Origin of the sequence: Sanguibacter sp. Z1732 (genome assembly GCF_051020515.1) — a bacterium.
Taxonomy (GTDB): domain Bacteria; phylum Actinomycetota; class Actinomycetes; order Actinomycetales; family Beutenbergiaceae; genus CALKWS01.
Map to the genome: position 1 here is coordinate 941,518 of NZ_CP194857.1, position 23,920 is coordinate 965,437.

25 protein-coding genes, 3 pseudogenes and 1 riboswitch are annotated in these 23,920 nt (G+C 69.6%); of the genes and pseudogenes, 12 read left to right on the plus strand and 16 right to left on the minus strand.

Going from position 1 to position 23,920, the window contains the following annotated elements; translation table 11 throughout:
- Positions 1–39 precede the first annotated feature (39 nt).
- Together ACRRRO_RS05100 and ACRRRO_RS05105 are read left to right on the plus strand one after the other, a co-directional pair.
- Positions 40–1,392, plus strand: coding sequence for a YihY/virulence factor BrkB family protein (locus tag ACRRRO_RS05100; RefSeq protein WP_434081164.1), 1,353 nt, complete (start codon positions 40–42; stop codon positions 1,390–1,392).
- Positions 1,393–1,529: 137 nt separating this feature from the next.
- Positions 1,530–2,024, plus strand: coding sequence for a hypothetical protein (locus ACRRRO_RS05105; protein ID WP_424796620.1), 495 nt, complete (start codon positions 1,530–1,532; stop codon positions 2,022–2,024).
- 32 nt (positions 2,025–2,056) lie between these two features.
- Here the strand turns inward: ACRRRO_RS05105 and ACRRRO_RS05110 are convergent, their stop codons facing one another.
- From ACRRRO_RS05110 to ACRRRO_RS05120, 3 genes are all read right to left on the minus strand, one after another.
- Positions 2,057–2,971, minus strand: a complete 915-nt coding sequence (locus tag ACRRRO_RS05110) for a carbohydrate ABC transporter permease (protein ID WP_424796621.1) — start codon at positions 2,969–2,971, stop codon at positions 2,057–2,059.
- Entirely contained in the window at positions 2,971–3,846 is an 876-nt protein-coding gene (locus ACRRRO_RS05115; RefSeq protein WP_424796658.1) for a carbohydrate ABC transporter permease, read from the minus strand. The genes ACRRRO_RS05110 and ACRRRO_RS05115 overlap by 1 nt, the downstream gene beginning before the upstream one ends.
- A gap of 143 nt (positions 3,847–3,989) precedes the next feature.
- A complete protein-coding gene (locus tag ACRRRO_RS05120; RefSeq protein ID WP_424796622.1) occupies positions 3,990–5,327 on the minus strand; it encodes an ABC transporter substrate-binding protein in 1,338 nt (445 codons plus the stop codon).
- 119 nt (positions 5,328–5,446) lie between these two features.
- Here ACRRRO_RS05120 and ACRRRO_RS05125 point away from each other — a divergent pair, with 119 nt between their 5' ends.
- Positions 5,447–6,277, plus strand: a complete 831-nt coding sequence (locus tag ACRRRO_RS05125) for an NAD-dependent protein deacetylase (protein WP_424796623.1) — start codon at positions 5,447–5,449, stop codon at positions 6,275–6,277.
- A gap of 44 nt (positions 6,278–6,321) precedes the next feature.
- Here the strand turns inward: ACRRRO_RS05125 and tadA are convergent.
- A pseudogene (tadA, locus tag ACRRRO_RS05130) lies at positions 6,322–6,755 on the minus strand (tRNA adenosine(34) deaminase TadA).
- A 408-nt stretch (positions 6,756–7,163) separates the two neighbouring features.
- Here tadA and upp point away from each other — a divergent pair.
- Complete coding sequence (gene upp, locus ACRRRO_RS05135; RefSeq protein WP_424796625.1) at positions 7,164–7,799, plus strand: uracil phosphoribosyltransferase; 636 nt, start codon at positions 7,164–7,166, stop codon at positions 7,797–7,799.
- An 80-nt stretch (positions 7,800–7,879) separates the two neighbouring features.
- On the opposite strand, the gene ACRRRO_RS05140 is transcribed toward upp, so the two are convergent.
- Both ACRRRO_RS05140 and ACRRRO_RS05145 read right to left on the minus strand, forming a co-directional pair.
- Entirely contained in the window at positions 7,880–9,103 is a 1,224-nt protein-coding gene (locus tag ACRRRO_RS05140; protein WP_424796626.1) for an O-succinylhomoserine sulfhydrylase, read from the minus strand.
- A 5-nt stretch (positions 9,104–9,108) separates the two neighbouring features.
- A riboswitch (SAM riboswitch) is annotated at positions 9,109–9,199 on the minus strand.
- A gap of 213 nt (positions 9,200–9,412) precedes the next feature.
- Positions 9,413–10,474, minus strand: a complete 1,062-nt coding sequence (locus tag ACRRRO_RS05145; RefSeq protein WP_424796627.1) for an NAD(P)H-dependent glycerol-3-phosphate dehydrogenase — start codon at positions 10,472–10,474, stop codon at positions 9,413–9,415.
- Positions 10,475–10,596: 122 nt separating this feature from the next.
- On the opposite strand from ACRRRO_RS05145, the gene ACRRRO_RS05150 reads away from it, so the two are divergent.
- The 3 genes from ACRRRO_RS05150 to ACRRRO_RS05160 all read left to right on the plus strand — a co-directional run bounded on the left by ACRRRO_RS05150 (position 10,597) and on the right by ACRRRO_RS05160 (position 13,149).
- Complete coding sequence (locus ACRRRO_RS05150) at positions 10,597–11,622, plus strand: alpha/beta fold hydrolase (protein ID WP_424796628.1); 1,026 nt, start codon at positions 10,597–10,599, stop codon at positions 11,620–11,622.
- 67 nt (positions 11,623–11,689) lie between these two features.
- The gene (locus ACRRRO_RS05155; RefSeq protein WP_434081165.1) at positions 11,690–12,178 is read left to right on the plus strand and encodes a hypothetical protein; all 489 of its coding nucleotides are present in this window, start codon (positions 11,690–11,692) and stop codon (positions 12,176–12,178) included.
- On the plus strand, positions 12,175–13,149 hold the full coding sequence (locus ACRRRO_RS05160) for a hypothetical protein (protein ID WP_434081166.1): 975 nt from the start codon (positions 12,175–12,177) through the stop codon (positions 13,147–13,149). Before ACRRRO_RS05155 ends, ACRRRO_RS05160 begins: the two co-directional genes overlap by 4 nt.
- Here ACRRRO_RS05160 and ACRRRO_RS05165 read toward each other — a convergent pair.
- Genes ACRRRO_RS05165 through ACRRRO_RS05175 form a run of 3 tightly spaced genes read right to left on the minus strand, consistent with a single transcriptional unit; the run spans position 13,146 to position 14,623 of the window.
- A complete protein-coding gene (locus ACRRRO_RS05165; protein ID WP_424796630.1) occupies positions 13,146–13,649 on the minus strand; it encodes a hypothetical protein in 504 nt (167 codons plus the stop codon). The genes ACRRRO_RS05160 and ACRRRO_RS05165 overlap by 4 nt on opposite strands.
- Positions 13,650–13,688: 39 nt before the next feature.
- Positions 13,689–14,252: a hypothetical protein gene (locus ACRRRO_RS05170; RefSeq protein ID WP_424796631.1), complete on the minus strand. Its 564-nt coding sequence runs from the start codon at positions 14,250–14,252 to the stop codon at positions 13,689–13,691.
- Complete coding sequence (locus ACRRRO_RS05175; protein ID WP_434081167.1) at positions 14,249–14,623, minus strand: hypothetical protein; 375 nt, start codon at positions 14,621–14,623, stop codon at positions 14,249–14,251. The genes ACRRRO_RS05170 and ACRRRO_RS05175 overlap by 4 nt, the downstream gene beginning before the upstream one ends.
- Before the next feature lie 369 nt (positions 14,624–14,992).
- Between ACRRRO_RS05175 and ACRRRO_RS05180 the strand changes: the two genes are divergently transcribed.
- Positions 14,993–15,319, plus strand: coding sequence for a histone-like nucleoid-structuring protein Lsr2 (locus ACRRRO_RS05180; protein ID WP_424796633.1), 327 nt, complete (start codon positions 14,993–14,995; stop codon positions 15,317–15,319).
- Positions 15,320–15,340: 21 nt separating this feature from the next.
- On the opposite strand, the gene ACRRRO_RS05185 is transcribed toward ACRRRO_RS05180, so the two are convergent.
- From ACRRRO_RS05185 to ACRRRO_RS05195, 3 genes are all read right to left on the minus strand, one after another.
- Positions 15,341–15,610, minus strand: coding sequence for a hypothetical protein (locus tag ACRRRO_RS05185; RefSeq protein ID WP_434081168.1), 270 nt, complete (start codon positions 15,608–15,610; stop codon positions 15,341–15,343).
- Positions 15,611–15,830: 220 nt separating this feature from the next.
- Positions 15,831–17,438 (minus strand): alpha/beta hydrolase, encoded by a 1,608-nt coding sequence (locus ACRRRO_RS05190; RefSeq protein ID WP_424796634.1) that lies wholly within the window; start codon positions 17,436–17,438, stop codon positions 15,831–15,833.
- Positions 17,435–17,755, minus strand: coding sequence for a hypothetical protein (locus ACRRRO_RS05195; RefSeq protein ID WP_424796635.1), 321 nt, complete (start codon positions 17,753–17,755; stop codon positions 17,435–17,437). The genes ACRRRO_RS05190 and ACRRRO_RS05195 overlap by 4 nt, the downstream gene beginning before the upstream one ends.
- A gap of 228 nt (positions 17,756–17,983) precedes the next feature.
- Here ACRRRO_RS05195 and ACRRRO_RS05200 point away from each other — a divergent pair, with 228 nt between their 5' ends.
- Complete coding sequence (locus ACRRRO_RS05200) at positions 17,984–18,724, plus strand: glycerophosphodiester phosphodiesterase (protein WP_424796636.1); 741 nt, start codon at positions 17,984–17,986, stop codon at positions 18,722–18,724.
- A gap of 74 nt (positions 18,725–18,798) precedes the next feature.
- Here the strand turns inward: ACRRRO_RS05200 and ACRRRO_RS05205 are convergent, their stop codons facing one another.
- The gene (locus tag ACRRRO_RS05205) at positions 18,799–19,026 is read right to left on the minus strand and encodes a hypothetical protein (RefSeq protein ID WP_434081169.1); all 228 of its coding nucleotides are present in this window, start codon (positions 19,024–19,026) and stop codon (positions 18,799–18,801) included.
- A 131-nt stretch (positions 19,027–19,157) separates the two neighbouring features.
- Between ACRRRO_RS05205 and ACRRRO_RS05210 the strand changes: the two genes are divergently transcribed.
- The gene (locus ACRRRO_RS05210) at positions 19,158–19,400 is read left to right on the plus strand and encodes a hypothetical protein (protein WP_434081170.1); all 243 of its coding nucleotides are present in this window, start codon (positions 19,158–19,160) and stop codon (positions 19,398–19,400) included.
- Here ACRRRO_RS05210 and ACRRRO_RS05215 read toward each other — a convergent pair.
- Positions 19,391–20,524, minus strand: coding sequence for a Gfo/Idh/MocA family protein (locus ACRRRO_RS05215; RefSeq protein ID WP_424796638.1), 1,134 nt, complete (start codon positions 20,522–20,524; stop codon positions 19,391–19,393). The two genes, ACRRRO_RS05210 and ACRRRO_RS05215, sit on opposite strands and share 10 nt — an antisense overlap.
- A pseudogene (locus ACRRRO_RS05220) lies at positions 20,521–21,305 on the minus strand (ThuA domain-containing protein). Before ACRRRO_RS05220 ends, ACRRRO_RS05215 begins: the two are co-directional and overlap by 4 nt.
- Positions 21,306–21,596: 291 nt before the next feature.
- Here ACRRRO_RS05220 and ACRRRO_RS05225 point away from each other — a divergent pair.
- Positions 21,597–21,767 (plus strand): annotated as a pseudogene (locus ACRRRO_RS05225) (Wadjet anti-phage system protein JetD domain-containing protein); the annotation flags it as partial.
- Here ACRRRO_RS05225 and ACRRRO_RS05230 read toward each other — a convergent pair.
- A complete protein-coding gene (locus tag ACRRRO_RS05230; protein ID WP_434081171.1) occupies positions 21,730–22,395 on the minus strand; it encodes a TA system VapC family ribonuclease toxin in 666 nt (221 codons plus the stop codon). The pseudogene ACRRRO_RS05225 and the gene ACRRRO_RS05230 sit on opposite strands and share 38 nt — an antisense overlap.
- A 238-nt stretch (positions 22,396–22,633) precedes the next feature.
- Here ACRRRO_RS05230 and ACRRRO_RS05235 point away from each other — a divergent pair, with 238 nt between their 5' ends.
- Positions 22,634–23,839 (plus strand): MFS transporter, encoded by a 1,206-nt coding sequence (locus tag ACRRRO_RS05235; RefSeq protein ID WP_424796642.1) that lies wholly within the window; start codon positions 22,634–22,636, stop codon positions 23,837–23,839.
- Positions 23,840–23,920: the final 81 nt, after the last annotated feature.

Here is a 23,920-nt window from a genome sequence, read left to right on the forward strand (position 1 = left end):
GGCCCGATGATCGTGCCATCCTGAGCACACCAGTGCGCGTTGAAGCGGGGAGTCGTCGTGTTGTTCGTGGCCGTAGTGCTGACGGGCTTCGTCGTGGCGGCCACCTTTCGCCGGTACTCCCCGATGCGCACCTGGCTCAGTCCGGCCGCCACCACCATCCTGTCGGTCTTCGGCTCCTTCACCTCCGGGCTGAGCCTGATGGAAGTGACGCACGCGCCGTGGCGCCCGGTGATCAGCCTGGGCGGGGCCGCTGCCGCGGGTCTGCTGCTCTCCCATCTGGGCGCGGCGATCAATCACTTCGGGCTCGACCCACTGCGCCGGTACCGGGCCGCACGCGCCCCCGACCAGGACCTGATGACGCGCATCCAGCACCGGGTGGAGGGCCGGGAGGACCGGGAGCGCCGGATCAACCTGGTCTCCTTGACATTCCGCTCGGTACGCCGGGTCCAAGAGGTGCGAGTCACCGGTCTGGCCGCGGAGATGACCTACTACGGGCTGATCTCCCTGGTGCCGCTGGGCCTGGCGTTGGGCTCGAGCCTGGGCTTTCTGGAACGGATCCTCGGCCCGGAGCAGGTTGGGCAGATCGAACAGAGCCTCATCGAGGCCGTGGCAACGGTCTTCGCCTCCGACGTCACCGATGAGGTGCTGGTGCCGCTGATCGAGGGGCTGCTCGCGCAGGAGCGGGCCGGGGTGGCGATCGGATCGGTCCTGGCGGCGTTGTGGCTGGCCAGCAGAATGTTCCGCGCGGCGATCCGCGCACTCGACGATGCCTACGCGGTGCAGGAGCGCCGCGCATTCCTGAGCCTGCAGGCGCTCGGGCTGGTGCTGGCTTTCGGTGCGGTCATCACACTGCTGGCACTGGTGGCGATGGTGGTGGTGGGACCGTTGCTGGGCGGTGGCCGGGAGATCGCCGACCAGTTCGGGCTCGGTGCCTTCTTCGAGATCGCGTGGGGCGTGCTGCGCTGGCCGGCGGTCGCGGCCGTGGTCGCGCTCTACCTGACCATGCTGTACCGGTACGGCCCGAACGTGGACACCGTGTGGACCCGGTGCCTGCCCGGGGCAGTGCTGGGCACCATCCTGCTGATCGGGATCTCCCTCGGTTTCGGCCAGTACCTGGCCTACACGGGCACCTCGGTACTGGAAGGGGACCCGGTACAGGACTCAGCGGTCCAGGCCGCTGCGCAGACCGTCGGCTTGGTGCTCGCCGGGGTGCTGTGGATGTGGCTGAGTTCCATCGCCCTGCTCACCGGAGGGGTGCTGAACGCCGAACTGCAGCACAAGACCGGCCGGGACGCCGCCGAGCGGGACGCCACCGAGGACCCCGGCGAGCGGGAGGCCCCCGAAGGCGCCGGAGAGCGGGACAACCCCGCCCCGGACGTGGCCCGCACATGACGGCTGTCACGGCCGGCCCGGGTCAGATGCACGGCGATCCCTGAACCGGTGCACTACTGACGGAGAGGTTCGGCGGGAATGCTGGAGATATCCCAGCAGATACCGCCACCGGTGGTCCGAGCCCCTAGGAGCCAGACATGGACCAGTTCGTCACTGACATTCAAGTCTTCGTCGCCGACCTGCCACCGGTGGTCTCGGTGCTGGCCGTCGCGCTGCTGGGCGTGGTGCCGTTCGTGGAGTCCTACCTGGGCACAGCGATCGGCAGTGTGGCCGGCGTACCGCTGCTGCTGGCCTACGGTGCGGCGGTGGTGGGGAACGCCGGCGCGGTGCTCATCGCGAGCCTCGCCGGCGGCGCCGTAGCGAACCGGCGGCACGACAAGCCTGCCGCCTCCGACTCCCGCCGGGCCCGGGTCGTGGCCCGCACCGACAGGTACGGGGTACCGCTGGCCTCCCTGCTGGCCCCGACCGTCCTGGCGATCTCCCTGACCACGTTCATCATGGTCAGCGTCGGCTACGCCCGCACCCGCGTGGTGATCTGGCAGATCATCGCCGCGATCGTGTGGGGCGGTCTGGTTGCCGGCAGCCTGGCCGGCGTGGGATTCCTCACCGGGTGGGGGCCGCTGGCGGGGTGAGGCCGCCGCCGTCCAGCCGGACGCCGGGGCGATTACTCCTTCACCGCACCCGCTGTCAGCCCGCCCCGCCAGTAGCGCTGCAGCACGATCATGGCGATAGCCAGGGGAATCACCGACAGCAGCACCCCACCGGTGGTGAGTTCATAGAACTCCGGCAGGCGATCCACCTGCGCCAGCCAGTTGTTCAGCCCCAACGTGATCGGGTAGAGGTCCTGGTCGGCCAGCATCACCAGCGGCAGGAAGTAGTTGTTCCAGATCCCCACGAGTTGGAACAGGAACACGGTGACCAGTGCCGGCACCATCGCCCGCAGCCCGATCACGTGGAAGATCCGCAGTTCCCCCGCACCGTCCATCCGGGCGGCCTCCATCAGGGAGTCCGGCACCGTGGCCGTGGAGTAGATCCGGCACAGGAACAGCCCGAACGGAGAGACCAGCGAGGGGATGAGCACACTCGCGTAGGTGTTGGCCATCCCCAGTTGGCTGAACAGCAGGAACAGGGGCAACGCCGTGGCCGTCGCCGGCACCAGCACCCCACCGAGCACGATCCCGAACACCAGTTCCCGGCCCGGGAAGAGGTACTTGCCCAGGGCATACCCACCGGCGGCGGCGAAGTAGGTGGCGATCAGACCACCGACACCGGAGTAGAAGACCGAGTTCGCGAACCAGCGCACGAAGATGCCGCCGTCATAGGTGAGCACCTGGGTGATGTTGGACAGCAGGTTGATGTTCTCGGCGAACCAGAACCCGTTGGTAGCGAACAGGTCATCGGTGCTCTTCGTGGCCGCCACGACCACCCAGTAGACCGGGACCAGGAAGTACAGCGCCGCCACCACGAGCAGGCCGGTGACGATGATGCGCGACTGCGGGGTGCCGCCGGGCTTGGCCTTGTTCTTGGCGCGGTCCTGGCGCCGGGCGGTGCGCGCGGAGGTCGGGGCGAGCGCGGTCATCAGAGCTTCTCCTTCCGGTTCACCAGGCGTAGGAAGGTGAAGGACAGCACGAATGCCGCCAGCGCGATGATGACTGACTGGGCCGCCGCCACCCCGTAGTCGTTGTAGTTGAACGCGGAGTTGTACGCCGACAGGTTCGGGGTGTAGTCGTTGTTGATCGCCGGGGAGACGCTCTGCAGCACCTGAGGTTCGGCGAAGAGTTGCAGGGTGCCGATGATGGAGAAGACGGTGGCGAGCATCAGCGCCGGCCGGATCAGCGGCAGCTGGATGGACCCGGCGATCCGCCAGGTACCGGCGCCGTCCATGCGCGCCGCCTCGTAGATATCGCCCGGGATGGATTTGAGCTGGGCGACGATGATGAGCATGTTGTAGCCGGTGTAGGTCCAGGTCACGATGTTCGCGATGGACCACAACACCACCCCGGGCCCCAGGAAGTCGATGGAGATCCCCACCGCCTCGGCCACGTCCACGATCGGGCTCAGGCCCGGCAGGTACAGGAAGGACCACAGGATGGTGGCGATCACCCCCGGCACCCCGTAGGGCATGAAGTACGTGGCCCGGAAGAAGGCCGGCCATCTCGCCGAGGCGGTCTCCAGCAGCAGCGCCAGCACCGTGGCGAACACGATCATCACCGGCACCTGCACCGCGCCGAACAGCAGCACCCGCCCGATCGAGGCGACGAACTCGGCGTTCTCCAGGGCCGCCGCGTAGTTGCCCACCCCGGCGAAGGTGGAGGTGATGCCCTCCTCCCCGAACAGGCCCTGGCGCTCCACCCGAACGAAGCTTTGCACCACCGCGTAGGCGATCGGGAGCAGGAACGCGAAGAAGAACACCACCACGAACGGGGTCAGCAACAACCACGGCGCGCGCCGCATCTGGGCGTTGCGGTGGGTTCTGCCACCACGGGCCGGGCGCGCACCGGCGCTCCGCTCGCCGGCCGCGTCCTCGCGCCTGCTCGGGCGATTCCCGGTTGCGGTGGCAGATCCGCCCGGCCCGGTACGCCCCGGTTCGGCGCGCTTCATGCCGACCTCACATTCAGGCCGGTATCGGCGAGGACCTTCACGGTGGCTTCCTCGGCCTCGTGCATCGACGTCACGAAACTCTGCCCCGCGGTCAGTTTGCGCCGGAACCCGTCACCGAGAATGTCGAAGACGCGCTGCGTCGTCGGTGCCCAGGTCCACTCCAGGTTCTGCTGATCGGCGGCCGGCACGAAGACCTCCTCGTTGTAGTTCTGCCCGCCGAAGAACTCCGACGGCTCCCTCCGGGAGGAACCGATGAAGTCCGGAGACGGCGACCAGCCGATGCCGCAGTGCTCGATCATCGCGTCGATCCCCTCCTCGGATGTGGTCATCCAGATGCAGAAGTCCAGCGCCTCGGCCGGGTAGCGCGTATTGGCCATCACCGCCGCGGTGGACCCACCGAGGTAGGTCGACCCGAAGCCCTGCGCCCAGGCCGGCATCGGGGCCACGTGCCACAGCCCCTCGGTGGCGGCCACCCCCTGGATCAGGGCATCGGCCCACGAGGCGCCGGTGGCCGCGAAGATCTGATCGTTGCCGGCCGCGGCGAACCATCCCGGGGAGTAGGGGCCGAAGCCGGTGTGCAGCAGGTCCTCGTCCACGGCACGGTCGAAGAAGTCCGCGACCTCCAGGGTGGCCTCATCGGTCATGTTCACCACCCAGGAATCGCCGTCGATCTGCCACCAGTTCGCTCCCGCCTGGGTGGCGTAGGCGGCGAACGGAGAGGTGTCCCCGACGTCGAAGGCCTCCAGGTACGCCCCGGTGGCGCGGACCTCGCGGGCCAGTTCCAACCACTCCTCCCAGGTGCCCGGTGGTTGCGCGCCGATGGAGTCGAACAGGTCGTGGCGGTAGTAGAAGCCCACCGGGCCCGAGTCCTGGGGCACCCCGAACATTCCGTCGTTGAAGGTGATCTGGTTGATCAGGGCCTCGTCGTACCGGTCGGTGACCTCGCCCATGCCGTACCGGCCGATCTCCACCAGGCCGTTGACCAGCAGGAACGCGGGGATCTGGCGGAACTCCACCTGCCCGATGTCCGGGCCGCCGCCGGAGGCGAGGGCGGAGAAGAGCTTCTGGTACCCCCCGGCGTTGCCGCCCTGGATCCAGACCGCCTCCACCTGCACGTCCGGGTTGGCCTCGTTCCAGATGTCGCAGACCACCTGCAGGTCCTTCAGCCAGGACCAGTACGTCAACCGGATCGGACCGTCCGCGGGGGGCAGCGTCGGACCGTCGTTCGGGTTGGACGTGGCGGGCGCACACCCAGCCAGCCCCAGCGCTGTGCCCGCCCCGAGCCCCAGACCCAGTCCGAGGAGGTGTCGTCGAGAGATGTCAGGGGAGATCATGACCCGCCTCCGTCGCCTCCGTGCCATGGCCGTCTGGTGGACGATATCGCCGAGCCCTTCCTTGCGCACGGCGAGCACCCGGCACCTCACTCACCGCCCCGCAGCCGTAGGCTTCTGGCGTGAGCGACTTGACGGATGAACTGGTGGACCTGCTGCGCGGCAGGCAGTGGACCGCTCTGACCGGTGCGGGGATGTCGACCGACTCCGGAATCCCCGACTACCGGGGACCGGACTCCCCGCCCCGGACACCGATGACCTACCAGCAGTTCGTGTCCGACCATGGCTTCCGCCGCCACTACTGGGCCCGCAACCACGTGGGCTGGCGGCACGTGCGCACCACCGAACCGAACCGTGGGCACCGGGCACTGGCCGCCCTGGAGGCCACCGGACTGGTCAACGGCGTGATCACCCAGAATGTGGACCTGCTGCACCAGGCGGCCGGCTCCAAGCGGGTGATCGACCTGCACGGTCACTACGACGCCGTCATCTGCCTCACCTGCGGCCATCGGATGACCCGCACCCAGTTGCACCGCGAACTGGAGGAACTCAACCCGGGTTTCGCCGATGAGGTCAGCGTCGCCGACGTGGAGATCGCCCCGGATGCCGACGCGGTGATCGAGGCCACCGAGGGCTTCCGCGTGCTGCCCTGCCCGGTGTGCGGTGGGATCCTCAAACCCGACATCGTCTACTTCGGGGAGAACGTCCCCAAGGACCGGGTCGCCCGCGCCTATGCGATGGTCGACGACGCCGAGGCGTTGGTGGTGCTCGGCTCGTCCCTGACGGTGATGTCGGGTCTGCGGTTCGTGCGGCACGCCGCCAGGAACGGACAACCGGTGGCGATCGTGAACCGCGGCAGCACCCGGGGCGACGCGCTCGCCGACGTGCTGGTGCACGCCGGCACCTCCGAGACACTCACGGCGCTGGTGGCAGCGTTACCGGCACCCTTGTAGCGGACCGGACCGGCTCCCCTGGTCGCCTCTGGAAAGCGGGCCGCTCAGCGTCGCTCGGCGAAGAAGTCCCGCAGCAGTTGCGCGCACTCGGGGCCGAGCACGTCACCGGTCACCTCCGTTCGGTGCGGCAATCTGGAGTCGCGAACGATGTCACGGGTGGATCCGCACGCGCCCGCCTTGGGGTCCCAGGCCCCCAGCACCACCCGGGCCACCCGGGCCAGCACCGCCGCCCCGGCGCACATCGCGCACGGCTCGAGCGTCACCACCAGCGTGCACCCGGTCAGGCGCCAGTTGCCCATCGCCCTCCCGGCCGCGCGCAGGGCGAGGATCTCGGCGTGTGCCGTCGGGTCGGCACTGGCCTCCCTGGCGTTGTGCCCGACGGCGCGATCACCTCACCCTCGGGGTCGAGCACCACCGCCCCGATCGGCACGTCACCGGCGGCGCCGGCCGTGGCTGCCTCGCGCAGGGCCAGGCGCATCGCGGCCGCATCGCCGGGCCGGGGAATGGATGGATCGGCGGCGGGGTCGGCAGTGGGATCGGCGCGCGGGCTGCGGCTGCCGCCCGCACCCCCACGACTGCGGTGGGCACCACCACCACGCCTGCGGTCGGTACCCCCATCGCCGCGGTCGGCACCACCACCACGCCTGCCGTCCGCCCCCCCATCGCCGCGGTCGGCACCACCCGCACGCCTGCCCTCCGCCCCCCCATCGCCGCGGTCGGCACCACCCGCACGCCTGCCGTCCGCCCCGCCGCGGTCGGCGCCACCACCACGACTGCGGTCGGCACCTGCACCCGCGGTCGGAGCGGTGCCGGTGTGATCCGAACCTGGTTCCTGAGGGCCCGTTGTCATGGTGGCCAGTGTGCCTGGTCGGTAGGTTGGGGCGTCATGCGCCTGCACGTAGTCGAGCACCCACTGATCGCCCACAAACTCACCGCCCTGCGGGATGAGCGCACGCCGTCTCCCACGTTCCGCCAACTCACCGAGGAACTGGTGACCCTGCTGGCCTATGAGGCCACCCGGGAGGTGAGCACCGAGCCGGTGCGGATCTCCACCCCGGTCACCTCCACCATCGGCACCAGGATGGCCGATCCACAGCCGATCGTGGTGCCCATCCTGCGCGCCGGACTGGGCATGCTGGAGGGGATGACCCGGCTGCTGCCCACCGCGGAGGTCGGGTTCCTGGGCCTGCAGCGCGATGAGGACACCCTGGAGGCGATCACCTACGCCAACCGGCTGCCCGATGACCTCACCGGGCGGCAGTGCTTCGTGCTGGATCCGATGCTGGCGACCGGCGGCACCCTGGTGGCCTCGATCGAGTACCTGTTCGAACGCGGTGCCCGCGACGTGACCGCAATCTGTCTGCTCGCCGCACCCGAAGGGCTCGGCGCGGTGGAGGAGGCTGTGGGAGACCGCGCGGACGTGACGATCGTGACCGCCGCGGTGGACGAGGGCCTGAACGAGAAGGCCTACATCGTGCCCGGCCTGGGCGACGCCGGCGACCGCCTCTACGGCGTCGTCTGACCCGGGAGCCCGCTGACTTCGCGGCATCCACCGTGATCGCGCGCCACCTCGAACCCGAGATCAGGGCATCTGCCGCGACGTCAGCGCAGGGCCTGGTCGAGGTCGGCGCGCAGATCGGGCACGTCCTCCAGGCCCACCGACAGCCGCACGGTGGCAGGGGTGACTCCGATCGCGGCCTGACCGGCCGCACCCAGTTTGCGATGCGTCGTCGTGGACGGATGGGTGGCCATCGACTTCACATCGCCCAGGTTGTTGGACAGGTCCACGATCCGCAGGGCGTCCAGGACCGCGAAGGTGCGCTCCTTGACCCGCTCGGCAGCACCGGCGCCATCGGTGGCCACATCGAAGGTGACCACGGTCCCACCGCCGCTCATCTGCTCCTTGGCCAACACCTGCTGGGGGTGGGAGTCCAGGAGCGGGTACCGCACCGAGGCCACCCCGGGATGCCCCTCCAGCCATGTCGCCAACTCCCACGCCGCGGCGCTCTGGGCCCGCACCCGCAGGGCGAGCGTCTCCAAGCCCTTCAGGAGCACCCAGGCATTGAACGGGCTGAGGGTGGGCCCGGTGTTGCGAATGAAGTCCTGCACCGGGCCGCAGATGATCTCGCGCGGGCCCAGCACCGCCCCGCCCATCACCCGGCCCTGCCCGTCGATGTGCTTGGTAGCCGAGTACACGATGAGGTCGGCGCCGAGTTCCAGCGGCCGCTGCAGCACCGGGGTGGCGAACACGTTGTCCACGATCACCAGCGCACCGGCGCGGTGGGCCAGCCGTGAAACCGCAGCGATGTCGACCAGGTCCATCATCGGGTTCGAGGGGGTCTCGAACAGCACCAGGTCAGCCGGGGTGGCCAGGGCCCGCTCCCAGTCCTCGATCCGGTGGGCGTCGACGTAGTCGGTGCTGACCCCCCACTGGCCCATGATCTGGTCCAGCACCACGAAGGTGGACCCGAACAGCGCCCTGCCGGCCACGATCCGCCCGCCCTGTTCCACCAGCGGGGCGATCGCGGCGAACAGCGCGGACATCCCGCTGGCGGTGGCGTAGCAGGCCTCCGCTCGCTCCAGCAGGCGCATCCGCTCCTCGAATGCGGCAACGGTGGGGTTGGAGTAGCGGGAGTAGGTGAAGATGTCGAGTTCACCTGCGAAGGCCGCCTCGGCGTCGGCGGCCCGTTCGTAGGCGTAGCCCTGGGTGAGGAACATCGGCTCGGCGATCTCGCCGAACTCGGTGCGCTGCTGGCCCCCGCGCACGCCCACGGTGGCCGGTCCCACACCCTCGGGCAGGGAACATCGAGGTTGTGGATCGCTCATGGCTGCCTCCATCGTTCCTGGCGGTAGCACCGTCCGCGTCCGCGGGGGTTGCTGCAGCGTCGTCGAGCCAGATCTCTCGGCTGCTCTGGATGGTCCTGCGCCAGGCTACGTCCCGGCACCGGGCGGGCCGACGTCGATTCCGGTCCGTCCCACACTGCAAGACGTCCGTAGTGGACGACGACCGCAGTGCACGACGCCGGCGACGCAGGACGCCGCCAGTGCACGACGCCTGCTGCACGCCAGCCCAGCGGCGCACGTCAACCGGCAGCGCACGCCAGTCCGCAGCGCACGCCAGCCCGCGGCTGCGCGTCAGCGCATCCCGCCGAAGAAGTCCTCGAACGGCATCTCCAGGGGCTCATCGTTGGCGATGATCCCGTACAGGTGGCGCAGCAGCGGGAACTCCTGCGCACCGATCACCTCGCGCTCGGTGAGCTTCTCGATCGCCGCCCCGATCACCTCGATCGCGGCCACCCCCTCCAAGGTGACGCCCTTCATGTGCTGGTCGCGCACCTCCGAGAACGGCACCCCCGATCCCACGTAGCGACCGGCCCGCACGTTGCGTCCCCCCATCGAGGTGACGAACATGTCTCCCACACCGGCAAGGCCGGTGGTGGTCTCCCGGTCTCCGCCGAGTAGTTCGATGAACCGCAGCATCTCCCTGGTGCCCTGGGCGAAGACCGCGGCTCCGTAGTTGTACCGGCGGTATTGCGCGGCGCCCTTGCCGGCGGCGTCGAGCAGCCCCTCCATGAACCCGGCCGCGAAGGCGTAGACGTTCTTGGTGGCGGCGCCGACCTCATGCCCGATGAAGTCGGTGGACGTCCACACGTGATAGGAGTCGGTGCGGAACATGCGCGCCAAGGAGTCCAGGGACTCCTGATCGGTTCCGGTGAGCACTACGGCGGTGTCGTGCTCCACCGCGACCTCCCCGGCGATGGAGGGTCCCACGATCGCCGACCACGTCACCTGTCCGGACAACTCGGCGCCCACCTGCTCCATCAGCACCTCGGGGAGGATGCGCAGGTTCCCCGCCTCATCGGCGTCCATGCCCTTGGTGATCGAGAGCACCCGCATCCCGGGCCGCAGCAGAGCGCTCAGTTGCTGTCCGGCCCAGGCCACCCCGAAGGAGTTCACCCCGCTGATGGCCACCTCGGCCCCCTCGAACGCCTCCCGCGCCTGCTCCAACTGGAAGGTCGTGACCCCCTCCGGTAACGCGATCTCCAGGTGCGGGTGCACTCCGGTGCGCTGGATGGAGTCGATGATCTCGGTGTCCAGGTGGGTGCCCACCAGGTGGACCCGATGCCCGTTGCGGGTCAGCGGCACGGTCAGGGCGGAGGCCATGATGCCGGCCCCCAGGATCGCGACAGCACTCATGCGTTATGTCCTCCTCGGGTTTCACTGCGGCACTCGTCGACACCGCGTCCGCGTGCGGGCTCACCTCGACTGGAACCAGCGTACTCACCACCCGCCCGCGGCTCCGGTGTGAGGATGGGATGGTGAGCACCTCTCCCGATCCCACGCACCCGGCCGACGACGACGGCGCCTCCCGTGATGGGGGCACCTGGGCGCCCGACGTCCTCGGAGAACCCTGGCGGGCGCGCACGCTCAGCCTGCGTCCCGACAGCCGCGGAACCCCGGTTGCCACCCTGGTGCGCCACCGGGCGGGGCCACCGGAGCGTCGCCGTCACCCTGAGGCGGCGGTGCTGTATCTGCACGGGTTCGCCGATTACTTCTTCCAGTCCGAGCACGGGGCTGCCTGGGCCGCGCGTGGTTATCACTTCTACGCCCTTGACCTGCGGGACCACGGCCGCTCCATCCGAGACGGGCGCCGGCCCGGCTGGTCCAGCGGGATTAAGGTGCACGCCGAGGAGATCACCGCCGCGGTGCGTATCATCCGCGCCACCGGGGTGCGTCAGGTGGTGCTGGTGGGCCACTCCACCGGCGGTCTGATGGCCGCGCTGTACGCCGACCGCAACCCCGCCCTGATCGACGCGGTGGTGCTGAACAGTCCGTGGTTCGACCTCAACCGGCCGGCACCGGCGCGCCGCCTCCTGCGGCCGCTGGTGACGATCCTGGGCCGGGTCGCCCCGGACCTGGTGGTCAGCACCCTGGGTGAGGCCTACGGGCGCAGCGTGCACGCCGAATCCGATGGCGAGTTCGACTACAACCTTGACTGGAAGCCGCTCGCGGCCTTCCCGGTGCGCGCCGGTTGGCTCGCCTCGGTGGTCCGGGCGCAGCACCGGGTGCGGCGCGGTCTGGACATCACCGCGCCGGTGCTGGTGTGCACCAGCGGCGCCTCCGGACATCCCACGCGCCCGAGCACCGAAGACCTGGCCGGCACCGATGCGGTGCTGGGGGTGGAGGACATGACACGCTCCGCCCCGCTCCTGGGCGCGCATGTGCGGGTGCACCAGTTCGAGGGCGGTCGGCACGACCTGGCGTTGTCCGCCGAACCCGTCCGGACCGAGTACACCCAAGCCGTCCTGGACTGGGCCGGCGATCAACTCCGCCGGCCACGCTGAGCCCGCTCAACTCCGCAACTGCCGGTGCGTGACGGTTGGCGCCCCGTGCGTCGCTAGAGTCACCCGCATGGCCCAGCACGCCGATCCCTGCATAGATCGCTCGGCGCCCCACACCCGCGCCACGGTGCTGCTCGGCCTCGACCTGCTGCGCAACACCGGCGCCCTGCTGCGCCACCATTGGCTGCCGCTGACGCTGATCGCCCTGGCCGCGCACCTGGCCCAGCACTACCTGATGGAGCTGGTCATCCTGATCGCCCGGGCCGGAGCGGTGCCGGGGCTACTGGCGCTCTCACTGGTGCCATTCATGCCGATGCTGGCGGTGGTGGGCATGTTGCTCGTGCTGCGCCGCCGGTCCGGCCACGCCTCTCCGCTGGCGGACCTGATGGCAGCGGTGGCCGCTGTCCTGGTGCCGTTCCTGGTGGTCTACCAGAGCGGCGGCGGCCTGGAGGACGATATGCGCGCCTACGTCAGCAGGGGCTTCGACGACGATATGGGCCGCACCGAGGATCTCGCCGATCTGGACACCGTCAGCCGTCTCCGGTGGCGGAGTCGGTGACGGTGCTGCTGGTGGTCTTCACCGCCGTGCTGGTGCGGGTGACGGGGATCCGCCTGGTGCGGAGCCGCACCCTGTGGCGCAGCAACAAGGACCGGCGCCGGATGGGCCTGCAGGTGGTGGTGGGCTACGCCGAGATCGTCTGGATCGTGCTGGGTGCCTACGTGGTGACCTACGTGGCCTCCGAGTTCCGGGCCTGGTGGAGCGGGCGCCAGGTAGCACAGTGGTTGCGCGATCTCGGGGGCTGGATCGAGGGCGTCTGGCCGGCATTCGGTCTGGTGGCTCCCGCGGCGCTGGAGTGGACCCAACTCGTCCTCGCCGGGGCGGTCACCGCCATCCTGGTGCCGGTGTCGTGGCTGGCGATCGGCGTGATCGTCTACGGGGTGCAGGCCACCGATGTGGTCGGGGTCCAGGACCTCATCCGGCTGCGCCGGACCAGCGCCGCCTTCGCGAGGGTGGCTGCCCGGGTGGGGATGGCGCCGATCGTGCGGGCCTGGAGACTTCTCGGGGCCGCGGATGGACGGTTCACCGCCCTGATCGGCGCCGCCGCAATGATCCTTAAGGCCGGATGGACGCCGGTGCTGACGTTCTGCCTGGCCTACGTGAGTATCTCTCAACTGCACTACCTGGTGTGGGGTGTGGCCGGACGAGTTGCTCCCACCCTCGACGGTGCCCAGTGGCGCTCGCTGTCCGCACCGATCGCCATGCTCAACGACACGCTGGTACTGATCCTGTCCACCGCGCTGCTGGCCGCGAGCGCCGATGTGTTGCTGACCAAATTCGGGGCGCCCTCCTGGCTGCGGTTGCCGCCGCGGTCCCCCGCAGGGGCCACCGACCTGGCTCGGCTTCCGCGGCCCGAACCGGCCGAACTCCTTTCCGGCGGTCCACCGCGGCCGGTGCCACCACCCCCACCGTCGGAGCCGGCGCGCCCGGAAATCCCACCACCGGACACATCGGCGCCGTCCCCGGGCTAGCCCGCTGGTAACTCCAAGTAGTCGGGGTTGAGGTGGAACTGGCTCTGCACCCGGATGTACCGGGGCTGGGCGTCATCGGGGATCAGGACCATGAACCGCTGCACGTCCCCGACTTCACTCGTGCCGTCCTCGTCCTGACAGGTCGGCACGGAGGTGTAGCCCTCCACCCCGGTCGGCACGTGCCGGCCGATCTCGTAGAGCCGGCCCCGCGTGTCCTCCACGTATACCCGGCAGTTGGCCACCTCGCTGTGCTCGATGTGCAGTCGCAGCGCGATGTGCCAGTAGTTGTGCCCGTCCATGGGGCTGACCTGCTCGGACCAGGTCTGCACCGACTCCAGCAGCGCCACCCCGTCCACGGAGGCCCCCAGCCCGTTGGCCTCGGCGACACCGTCCTCGCCAGGCACCACCGCCACGCGCGGCCGGGAGTCCCAGGCGGTCCGGAAGTGCGTACTGGTCTGCCATGCGGCAACCAGGGCGACGATCGCCAGCAGAGCGCTCATCACGCCCACCGCCGGCGCGCGACCACACCCGGCCGGCCCTCACCGCCGGCCCCCCGGCAGCAGTTCACGGCGCGCCAGCTCCACCGGACCGGCCTCGACGTCACCGGGGTCAAGGTACACCTGAGCCCGGCCGAACCGGACCGGGGCGTACAGCCAGCGCGACTCGACGTAGATCTCCAGGGTCATCTCCCCCAGGGCGTCAGCAGGCACCTCGAAGGCGACCTCTCCGCGCTGCCATAGGTCCGGTTCGGCCGGCCACAACCCGGTGGCCCCTCGCCCGGACACCTCGAACTGGCGGCCCTGGTCATCCACCAGCACCATCGAACTGACGAAGGCCTCCCGATCGTCGGTGGCATAGGACAGGTCCAGCACCACCCACAGCCCCGAGGTAGCGAGCGTCTCGCCCCCGGAGCCGGCGAGGGTGGCCACCGGGCGCGCCCCGTGCAGGTGCACCGTGACCGGGTGCACCCGGGAGTCCTGGCCGAACTCCACCGTCGTCGGGATCTGGGCGGTGGCAACGCGGCCCTCCTGCCACTCGTTCACGACCATCCCGGCGGCCACCGCCGCGAGCGCCAGCAGAGCGGTGAGCAGCGCGCGTCTCACCGTTCATCCTCCACCAGCGCCGGGGGCACCGTGCCGGTGCGACTCAGGTGCACCTGACCGACGCGTTCGCGCTCGTACCAGGTCTCGGACTCCAGCAGGAAACTCCAGGCCGATTCCAGGTCGGTGATCTGCACCGTGATCTCATCCGGGATCGCCTCGGCATCGGAGACCGCGATCAGGCTCACCACCTGGACCTCCAGCCCGGGCGCGAATCTGGTGGCCAGGCGGCCGTCGTCGATGCGCAACACCTCACTGTGATCGGGGTTGGCCACATCCTCATCGAGGGTGATCGCGCCCAGGCCCTCGGGGACGGTGGTGACGCGGCGGTCCAACGAGACGGCCTGGGTGTGGGTGCCGCGCACGGTGAGCACCAGCCCCAACCACGCATCGGCGCCCTCCGGCAGGTACGGGTGTGTACCTGGTCGGAGACGAAGTAGGTCTCCAGCGCCAGGTCATAGGGCCCCACCGCAATCGGCTCGCCGGGCGGGAGGGCAGGAAGGTCACGAACCGGGGCGGGGGCGAACCCGCCCACCAGGCCGACCACCAGCGGGACCACCACGACCATGCCGATCAGCACACGCCGGGGCCACGTGGCCACCAGCCACCCGATGAGTTGGCGCACCGAGATGTCCCCATCGATGGCGGCCAGATCCTGACCCGACACATAGTGCAGGGTAGAGGATCCCACGGTGCGCAGAGCCCTATGATGGGCGCACACACGACCATCTGGGACGAGGAACGTGAGCCGAAAAACCGTCGTTGAGTTCATCGACGACCTCGATGGCAGCCATGCCCACGCGACCGTGCGGTTCGGGCTCGAGGACCAGGTCTATGAGATCGACCTGTCCGAGAAGAACCTGGCTGCGCTGAGGTCCTTCCTGGACCCCTATATCGCCTCGGCCCGCAAGGTCCGCGACGGCGTCGCCGAGCCCGACCTGGTGCGCATCGAGACGAAGGTCGACCCGCAGGCGGTGCGCCAGTGGGCGCGCTCGCGCGGGATAGAGATCCCCTCCCGGGCCCGCATCCCGCAGGACATCATCGACCAGTTCCGGGCCGCCGGGTACTAACGCCCCCGCGGCCGGGCTCGCTCAGCCCCGGGGCACTTCGGCGGGACCGGTGTAGGGCTCACCGGCCCACTCGGCCGGGCCGCTGCGCACCGACAGCACGGTGGTTGTTCCGCTGCCGAACCGGTAGGTGTGCCCGTCCGGATGGCGTCCGGCGAAGGCGATCCCGTCGGGGGAGTCCTGCTGGATCACCAGTTCGGTGAAACCGAACCGCTTCCCGGTCCTGGCCACCGTGTCCGCGGCCGAGCGCCGTAGCGAGGCCGGATAGGCGCCGTCGAAGTAGATCGTGCCCAAGGAGACCGTCTCGGCGTCGGGACGGTCGCCGTCGTCGGCCGCTGCCCGGTGAAGGCGGTTACGTTCGGTGCCACCTGCCAGTCCCTCGGGCCGAACCTGCGCGCCAACTCCTGCAGGATCGCGGCCCGGAACCGGCTCAGGTGAGTGATGACCTGCTCCATCGAATGCCCTTGCACCATCGGTCTCCTCTCCGCGTCCGGGTGCCCGCCATCCATCGACCTCACCACAACGGCCTACTGAACCAGTCACCGATGCCGCGGCCGTGATGCTGCACGGCGTGCTCGGGCTGCCCGGCCAGGATCTGGGCGAGGTTGTACTGGCTGGTGGAGCCCTCGGCGAGGTAGGCGTTATGACCCACCGACTCCGAATACGTGGTGCCGCCGATCTCCTCCTCCAGCGCCGACAGCCCGGTCACCCCGTCCATGTGGGAAGGGTCGCGACCGAACCAGCCGGTGTCGGCGACCACGTCGCGGCGGGCCTCGATCATGTAGGTGGAGCCCTCCGGCATCTCCAGGTCCCCCACATCGGAGGTGCCGACACCCGGGGAACCGAACATCACCGCCGCATCGGCGCCGGTAGCCTCCTGCAGCGCGTACCCGGTGACCACCGACCCGTAGGAGTGGGCCATCGGCACCAGGTGCGCCGGAGCCTCCCGCGAGGCCTGCACCCCTCGCATGAAGGACGCCAGGTCCTCCGCACCGGCCTGGGCCGGGCCGGCCGAGACCACGCTACGGGAGGGCAGCAGCAACCCCAGGTCCGCCTGGGGTGCTTCATAGCCCAGCCAGGTGACGGTGGCGACGGTGTTCACGTTGCCCTGGCGCAGTGACTCGGTGGCAGCGGTCTCTGCCAGGGAGGCCATCGAGGAGTCGTAGCCGGCCAGGGAGTCGCGCACGCTGGAGGTGAACCCGGGAGTGAAGACCCCCACGGAGTCGGCGGTGTCCACATCGCCCACGGCCACCGCCGCACGCAACTCATGATCACCGGTGATGTCGAGGGTGAGCAGTTGACGCCCGCCCCGGGCCAGCACGGAGTCGATCGAGTCCAGGCCGTCGAGCATCTTCTGCACCCGGGCCGCCTCGATGAAGAAGGCGGGGTTGGCGGGACTCGCCAGGGCCAGGTCCAGCAGCCGGTCATAGGAGGCGGCGAGTTCGCTCCGGTAGCGCGGCAGCAGGGTCCGGTTGGCCTCGTCGCGGGCCCAGCCCGGGATCCCGTCCAGGTTGCCGACCCACTCCGGGTGTTCGGCCAGGACGTGCTGCTGGGCAGCCGGGTCCATCTCCCTCCACCACCGGGCGACGTCCCGCTCATCGGCGCCTGCCGGTGGCGCTGCGACCTGCGGGTCGCCCGCGTCCGGTCCGGAGGTCCCGAGCGCGGCGGCCGCGGTGTGCAGCGCCCGGGCCAGGGCTGCATCGGCCTCGGCGGCGTTGCTGAGCACCTGGGTCAACCTGTCCGCGACCCGCTGCACAGGTGCCGCGTCGGTGTCGGGGTGCACCATCCCCGTGACCAGGTCCACCCGGCACCCACTCCCGGTGGCGTAGTCGAGGGTGTCGGACAACTCACCCAGCACCGCGGTGATGACATCGGCGGCAGCATCAAGCGCGGTGATGACACCGGAGAGTTCCTGCACCATCTGCTCCAGGGCGCTCTCCAGTTCCCGCTGGGCGGTAGTGGCCGCGGCGGCGGCCCGGCCGGTCCAGGACGACGGCGGCGACGCAGCGGCAAGGTCGTCCAGGCAGCCGAGCAGCATCCGACGCCGAGCGGTCACCCCGTCAGCAACGCCGGCGAGAGCATCAGCCTGCCAGGTGCGCACCTGGGCCAGAGTCAGACTCATTGCGGCATCGGGCCGCTGAGTCGGGCGCTCAGGTGGTTCTGGATTTGTGCGCTGGCCCGGTCCACGTCGTCGTAGTCGCCGGCGGCATCGGTCAGGTTCTGGCTGTGGGCGTTGGTGGCCTCGACCCACCGGGAGGCCGCATCCTCCCAGGTGGTGGCCAGATCCCCGGCGACGTCGGCGGAGCGGCTGCCGGGCAGGGCCGGAGCGATGGCGGACAGGTCGTCGTGCACGCGGGCTGCCCTCACCCTCTGGGCGACATCGTCCACCGCGCCAGCGGTGCTGCGGACCTCACCGGCATCCACCTGCACCTCGGTCACGACCAGCCTCCCTGGTAGCCGCCTGGGGAAAAAAGTGATCCTGGGCGGTCGGGGGGACGCCCAGGATCAACTTGCCCTGAGACTATGGAACACGTCCCGGAGCGGGAATGGGTAGAACTACCCATGGGTGATTTTTCGGTCCCGGACGGCCGCGGGCTCGGGCGCCGTGGCACCACGTCACTCGGCAGCAGTCCTGCGCGCGGCCGAGGGAGCCGATAACGTGTTGGTGTGAGTACCGCACCCCTGGTCATCGCCCACCGCGGCAATAGTTCGGTGGCGCCGGAGAACACACTGGCCGCTTTCGAGGCGGCCTGGCGTGCCGGTGCCGACATGGTCGAACTCGACATCCACCTGTCCTCGGACGGGCAGGCGGTGGTGATCCACAACGACACCCTCGATGAGACCACCGACACCACCGGTCCGGTCTCGGTCCGCACCGCCGACGAATTGGGCCGGATCGATGCCGGATCCTGGTTCTCCCCGGCCTTCGCGGGGCAGCGCCTGCCGCTGCTGGCCGATGTGCTGGCCTGGCTGGCCGAGCGTCCGCAGATCGGGCTGCTGCTGGAGTTCAAGGGTGAGTGGGATCCCGCGCCGGTCAGCACGGTTGTCGATCAGATCGAGCAGGAGCGGATCTCCGGACGCATCGTGGCGCAGAGTTTCGCGGTGGACACCGTGAGAGCTCTCGCGGATGTGGCACCGGACCTGCCGCGTGGACTGCTGATCGATGCGCTGCAGGACTCCACCTTCACCACCTGCGCACAGTTGAAGGTCGCCCAGTGCAACCCTTCGGGCCAGATCCTGTTCGAGACGCCACAGGCTCTCGCCCAGATCCGCGAACGCGGGATGCAGGCCATGGTCTGGACCGCGAACGAACCCCAGCACTGGGACGGGCTGGTGCAACTGGGTGCCGATGGCATCATCACCGACCGGCCGGATCGCTTGCGCGGGTTTCTCGCCGGACGCGGCTGAGAGTTCGGCGCACCTGCACCACACCAGGCGAGACCACGCACGCAGGTGGTCCGCTCCCCGCGTGGGCAGGCGGCTCAGACGACCGAGCGCACCGGGCTCGGGATTGCGTCCACCATCTGCTGCAGGAGCGAGCGCAGCGACTGGGTGCGGTCCGGGCCCAGCTTGCTCACCAGATGGTCGGCGATCCGGATCCGCATGGCATAGACCTGGTCGAGGATCACCAACCCGTGCTCGGTGACCACGAAGCCCTGCCCGTCGTCCCCGCGGGTCACCAGCCCGCGCTGCTGCAGATTCGCCGGCACCCCCTGTTCCAGGTCACCTGGCGTGCCCCTACCGGCATCTAGGTGGTCATTGTCGGCTGCAGCCTCGGCCGGGCAGGGCCCGTGATCGGCGGCAGGGGCCTCCGCGAGCCGGGCCAGCACATGCAGGTCACGTGGCTGAGCCCGAGGTGGCGCTCCAGGTACTCCACGACGAGGTCACCAACCTTGCCGAGTTGGCTCAGGTCCTCGGCCAGACCGAGCACGTCGTCATCGGTGCAATGCGGTGGGACATGGGCGGTGCGCTGCTGCGCAGAGTTGCTCATGTCTTGGTCAACCACGCACACCTTCTTGATGTTCCCGTGAATCTGGACCGGGTGTGGGCAAGGACCGCCCAATACAGCCTGCCCTACCGCTGACCGGCAATGGTGCGGGTACCGAACACGGGGGCGCCATCATCGGTCGACCAGGCCGCCAGCACCGCGGCCCGCGCCTCGTCGTCCTCGGTGCGCAGGGCCACGGCCAGTCCGTCGGTGAGGACGTCGGCGATCTCGACCCGTTGCCGGGTCCTGGCCGAGCGCACGGCCGCTTCGACCATGGCCAGGGAGGCGATGTTCTCCCTGATCTCACCCAGCGGCGTCTGCCCGGACGCCAGCGCGCTGAGGAAGACTTCCAGGGCCCCCTCGATCCCCTCGGCGGCAGGGGGAACCGGGACGGCCTCGCCCTCGTCGGTGCCCTCCCCTGCCCCGGTGTGCACGGTGACCTGAGCCTCCCCGTCCCAGCGGATCGTGGAGCCTGCACCGACGGAGCGCCACCGGGCGTTCCAGGAGGTCTCGGCGCCCTCGGCGATCCAGCTCCCGGTGTACAGGTAGCGCGCTGAGCCGGTGAACTCGAAGATGGCGCTGGCACTGGCATCGTGGTCGAACCAGCTCCAGTCCTGGTTCGACTCATCGCAGTACACCGCCACCGGGTCCGCGCCGGTGAGCAGGCGCGCGGTGTCGAAGGCGTGGATGGCCATGTCCACCAGCAACACGTGCCGCATCCGCTCCCGGAACCCACCGAAGCGCGGCGCGCGGAAGAACTCACTCACCAACAACCCGGGGCTGCCGCCCTGGTGGGCGCGGATCGTCTCGGCGAAGGCTGCCACGCCCGGGCCGTAGCGCCGGGACTGGGAGACCATGAGCAGCCGGCCGTGGACCTGGGCGGCGGCCGCCATCCGGATCGCCTCGGCGATGGTCGGTGCCGCGGGCTTCTCGCAGAGCACCGCCATGCCGCGCTCCAGCGCGGCCACCGAGACCTCCAAGTGCGCCTGCGGAACGGTGGCATTGACGATCGCGTCCGCTCCGCCGTCGAGCTCCGGGATCGTCCGTGCCACGGGCGCGCCGGTGCCGGCCGAGCGCGCCAGGTCGCGTGCTCGATCCAGGTCCAGGTCCACCACGCCGACCACCTGCACCTGCGGGTGGGCGGACAGCACCCGCAGCCAGGCACCGCCCATACCACCGGCACCGACCAGCACGATCCGCGCCGGATCGGTAGCGCTCATCGCTGCATCGGTCCCCGGTAGCCGTGGCCGGTGTAGAAGTCCTCGGCGTCGTAACGCAGCAGCACGGGCAGTTCCCGCTGGGGTAGGTCGGCGGCGGCCCACTGCACACCGTTGGCGAGCACGCGCCGCACGTGCTCGTCTCGTTGAAGTAGACCGGGTAGTCCTGGTCACCGGGGCTGAAGAAGAAGATCTTGCCGCGCCCGCGCCGGTAGGTCATCCCGCTGCGGAACACCTCCCCGCCGGTGAAGGTGGAGAGGAAGATCAGTTCGTCCGGGGTGGGGACGTCGAAGAACTCCCCGTACATCTCCTGCTCCGGAATGATGAACGGGTGCGGCACACCCTGGGCGATCGGGTGGTCCGGAGCGAGTGTCCACACGAGTTCACGGTCCGCGGCGCTGCGCCAGCGCAAGGTGCAGGTGGTGCCCATCAGCGTGGTGAAGATCTTCGACCAGTGGCCCGAGTGCAGCACGATCAGACCCATCCCGGCCAGCACGTGCTGGTGCACCCGTTGCACCACCTCATCGCTGACCTCGCCGTGGGCGGCGTGTCCCCACCAGAGCAGCACATCGGTGTCCTGCAGGCGCTCATCGGTGAGACCGTGCTCGGGTTCGTCCAGGGTGGCTGTCGAGACGCTCACCGCGTCGCCGAGCAGTTCGGTCAGGCCGTCCTTAATGGTGTTGTGCATGCCGTCGGGGTAGATCGCGCGGACCTTCTCCTCGACCTGCTCGTGCCTGTTCTCCCCCCACACGATCGCTCGGACCGGTTCGGTCTTCTCTGTCATGTCACACCCTTCATCACTCATAGGTACCTTCATCATTCAAACAGCCGTGGTGCGACTACCCGGTCGACCCGGCGGTCCACCCGCCGAGATGTACTTCGCGGTCCGCCCGTCGATGAACTGGCCGTTGGCGTCGCCCCGGCTCCAGTTCACCACGCTGGAGGAGTCCGTCGAGTCCCATCGCTGTACTGGCCCCGATGCCGCGTGTCTCGGCGAATGTCAGTCGAGGACGCGATCACCTACCTGACCCTCCCAGTACCCCTGCAGGGGATCGTGCTGTAGGGCAAGGGGTTCGTTGACAACCGGCTGGCTACTCTGCCTTTCCTCGCCGATGCCGAGGTTCGCTACTGGGGCGACCTGGACACCAGCGGGTTCGCGAGGGTCACGGGCGCCACATGCTGTGCTCTCGTTCGATGTCCGGGCAGGGTCACTGCCGGTCGGGGTTCACCCAATGGACGTCTTTGAACCGAGCGAAGTCGCTGTCGAACGAGCAGATGCCGGTTCCGTGCTCGATGGCGAGCGCTGCGAGATGGGCGTCTGGGACGAGGTTCCCATGAAGATTGCCCTCAATGAGAAGCCGACCGAGGACGTCTCGGTGGCGGGCACCGGGTGTCGGCACCCATGCCTGGTCGGCGTCGAGCCAGTCGGTGATGTGACTCCACGCATCCGCCGGGGCCAGGGGGTGCGCCGTGACGCGGGGGTGGGTGATGATGCGCTGGAACGCCATCAGCGACATCCACGGCAACCCAACGCGTTCGACGCCGTTCATGGCTGAGTCCAGCCAGGTCCGTGCCGTCGTGTGGAAGTGCGACCGGTCGTCGACGGCGTAGAGCAGGACGTTGGCGTCGACGATCACGGGGGGGTCCGCGCCGTTTGCCTGATCGAGCAATTCGAGTGCGTCAGCGACGTCGGTGACGTCGATCTTCAGCCCGACACTCGCTGTTCGTTGCCGGAAGGGTGCGGTTCTCTGCTTGCGCGTGAGGCCCAGGCGGGCGAGTTCGTTGACGGCCTCACCGAGGCCGATGTGACGTTCCCTGCGTAGCCGTTCGGCGGCTGCCGCGACTTCCGGGTCAAGTCGTACTGTCGTCCTCATGCCACGATCCTAACACCACAGATGTGCAGCAACCGCATCAGTGATTCAGCGGTGTCTCTTCGAAGGAGCCGGAGCCAACGGCGGGAGTGCTGTCGTTGATAGGGAGTGTGTGCGGATCGGGGCCGGTAGTCAGGGCGCGTATCCTTCGGTCACGACGCAGGCACATTGACGACGCCACAGGATGCCACCGAGCCGCTGCTAGCGTCAGGATCTGAGGACGACGGGGCTGAGGTGGTACGTGGGCAGGCAGTGGGGCGCGGAGACGGCGGGCGACGCCGGCCGGTGGGCGCCATTGTTGGTGGCGTTGATCTTCCTGGTCGCGATGAACCTGCGGGCGCCGATCACCTCGGTGGGCCCCTTGCTCCCCCAGATCAGCGCCGACCACGGTCTGAGCGAGCCGATGGCCGGCCTCCTGGGCGCGATGCCCCTGGTGGCCTTCGCCCTGATCTCCCCGCTGGTGCACCACGCCTCCGGCCGACTCGGCGCGGACCGGCTGCTCGGGCTCGCGCTGGTACTGCTGGCCGCCGGGATCCTGGTGCGTTCCTACGGCGCCACCCCGGGGCTGTGGCTCGGCACGATCGCGCTGGGCTGCGCGATCGCGGTGGGCAACGTGCTCGTGCCGGTATTGATCAAGCGCGACTACCCGGGGCGGATCTCGGTGGCGACCGGGATCTTCTCGGCCTGCATGGGCACGGTCGCCGCCGTGGCTGCGGCAATGGCGGTTCCGGTGTCCAACGCCTCGGACTGGCCCACCTCCCTGGCGATCTGGGCGGTCCCGACAGCCCTGGTCGCACTGCTGTGGATACTCCGGCTACGACGTCCGGCCCACGCCGTCGACCCGGTTCCCACCCCGGCCACACCGCAGGTGAGCGTCTGGACGCAGCCGGGAGCGTGGTTGGTCACGGCCTTCATGGGCCTGCAGTCCACCTGCTTCTACATCCTGATCACCTGGCTACCGACGATCACCACCGCCGCCGGTTACACCCCCGAACGCAGCGGCTTGCACGTGTTCGGCCTGCAGATGACCGGGATCGTGGCCGGGGTCCTCATCCCGCGTCTGATGCACCGACCGGACAGCCAGGTCGTGGCCGCCGTCACCGCGAGCGCACCGGTGATCATCGGCACACTCGGGCTGCTGATCGCGCCGGGCCTGAGCGGGCTGTGGGCTCTGGTGGTGGGGGCGGGCACCGGCGCCTCACTGGTGGTGGCGCTGAGTCTGATCAGCCTGCGCGGGCGCACCCAGGCCGAGACCACGCAACTGTCCGGGATGGCGCAGTCGGTGGGTTACCTGGTGGCCTCGGTGGGCCCGGTGACGGCGGGTCTGCTGGCCGAGCGCACCGGCGGGTGGCAGGCCCCGCTGCTCCTCCTGGCGGCGTTGGCCACCGCCCAGACACTGGTCGCGATCGTGGCCGGCAAGGACCGGGGGATGCGCAGCGGGACGTGAGAGCGGCGCGGCTTCCCTTCGGTCCGCCCCGTGGGGGTCGATCTGCTTGTGCCCGCACCCGGGCGTTGGCGGCCGCGGGGC

Coding starts and splice junctions, on each gene's coding strand:
- ACRRRO_RS05105 (WP_424796620.1), top strand. CDS start 1,530: ATGGACCAGTTCGTCACTGACATTCAAGTCTTCGTCGCCGACCTGCCA.
- ACRRRO_RS05110 (WP_424796621.1), bottom strand. CDS start 2,971: ATGACCGCGCTCGCCCCGACCTCCGCGCGCACCGCCCGGCGCCAGGAC.
- ACRRRO_RS05115 (WP_424796658.1), bottom strand. CDS start 3,846: ATGCGGCGCGCGCCGTGGTTGTTGCTGACCCCGTTCGTGGTGGTGTTC.
- ACRRRO_RS05120 (WP_424796622.1), bottom strand. CDS start 5,327: ATGATCTCCCCTGACATCTCTCGACGACACCTCCTCGGACTGGGTCTG.
- upp (WP_424796625.1), top strand. CDS start 7,164: ATGCGCCTGCACGTAGTCGAGCACCCACTGATCGCCCACAAACTCACC.
- ACRRRO_RS05140 (WP_424796626.1), bottom strand. CDS start 9,103: ATGAGCGATCCACAACCTCGATGTTCCCTGCCCGAGGGTGTGGGACCG.
- ACRRRO_RS05145 (WP_424796627.1), bottom strand. CDS start 10,474: ATGAGTGCTGTCGCGATCCTGGGGGCCGGCATCATGGCCTCCGCCCTG.
- ACRRRO_RS05155 (WP_434081165.1), top strand. CDS start 11,690: ATGGCCCAGCACGCCGATCCCTGCATAGATCGCTCGGCGCCCCACACC.
- ACRRRO_RS05165 (WP_424796630.1), bottom strand. CDS start 13,649: ATGAGCGCTCTGCTGGCGATCGTCGCCCTGGTTGCCGCATGGCAGACC.
- ACRRRO_RS05190 (WP_424796634.1), bottom strand. CDS start 17,438: ATGAGTCTGACTCTGGCCCAGGTGCGCACCTGGCAGGCTGATGCTCTC.
- ACRRRO_RS05215 (WP_424796638.1), bottom strand. CDS start 20,524: ATGAGCGCTACCGATCCGGCGCGGATCGTGCTGGTCGGTGCCGGTGGT.
- ACRRRO_RS05230 (WP_434081171.1), bottom strand. CDS start 22,395: ATGAGGACGACAGTACGACTTGACCCGGAAGTCGCGGCAGCCGCCGAA.